The sequence below is a fragment of the Candidatus Symbiopectobacterium sp. NZEC135 genome, from assembly GCF_025962695.1.
In genome coordinates, this window is the sequence record NZ_JAGFPF010000639.1 from 1 (window position 1) to 1,100 (window position 1,100).

Below are 1,100 nucleotides of genomic sequence, written 5' to 3' on the forward strand. Positions count from 1 at the left end.
GGTTTTATCACCGGGTAACCAATAAGCAGCAGACGGAAAGTCGCGATGATGCACTGACGCAATACTATCAGCGGGGCGATATTCCCCGTTTTATGGAAAAGGCGGTGGAATACGGCAAGACCCTTTTTATTGTCGGTGAAACCGGTTCAGGTAAAACCACCTACATGAAAATGTTGCTGCACTATATTCCGCTGCACCTCAGGCTGATCACCCTCGAAGACAATCCGGAAATCAAGTTTTATCGCCACACCAATTATGTGCACCTGTTTTACCCGGCAGATGCCGGAGAGGAGGCGATCATTACTCCCGGCAGGTTGATTCGAGCCAATTACCGCATGAATCCAGACCGGATCCTGCTGGCAGAAATACGCGGCAAGGAAGCCTGGGACGCATTAAAAATAATCGGCTCAGGCCATCAGGGACTGATGACCTCACTGCATGCCGGCAGCCCCAGAGAATGTATTGAAGGGATCATCGATCGCTGCTACGAAAACCCCGACTGCCACAACATCCCGTTTGATGTACTGCTGCGCAAGGTGCTTAACAGTGTCGATATTATCGTCAGCGTGAATATCGACGGTGATATTCGCCGCATGGGCGATATCTATTTCAAACCGCTGCACCTGAAAGAAATGAAGGACACCATCAACAACACGCACCCATCTTAATAAGGAAAACACTATGCAGAAACACACCCTATCCACGATTATTTTTTGCACGTCCACATTATTTACTTCATCGGCTTTCGCCGCTGATGCCTGTGAAACGGTGTTATGCCTGTACGGAAAAATAACCGGAAGCGATACCGGCAGTGAATGCCACACCGCCGAGCGGGCCTTTTTCAATATTGTGAAAAAGAGCCGCTGGGGATCTCTGCCCGCTGCCACCGCTGAGGCGCGCCAGGCCTATTTAGCGGAATGCGCATCCGCAGACCCGGCCATTATCCGCCAGATAATCACGCGATTAGGCCGTCTGCGGGGTTAACCAGGAGAAATAACCATCATGACAAAACCCGGCTAACCAGCCAGACGTGGATTTACTCTGGATAAAAACAGCGTTAAAGAGACTCGCCAGTGTTATCAGGACACGCTCGTAGCGAT

2 protein-coding genes are annotated in these 1,100 nt (G+C 50.5%); both read left to right on the forward strand.

The features are described from left to right. The coding region (locus J5224_RS29375; protein WP_264628599.1) for a CpaF/VirB11 family protein at nt 1-668 on the forward strand (668 nt) is incomplete at its 5' end. Between the two features lie 13 nt (nt 669-681). Beyond that, complete coding sequence (locus J5224_RS29380; RefSeq protein ID WP_264628600.1) at nt 682-984, forward strand: TrbM/KikA/MpfK family conjugal transfer protein; 303 nt, start codon at nt 682-684, stop codon at nt 982-984. Nucleotides 985-1,100 lie beyond the last annotated feature (116 nt).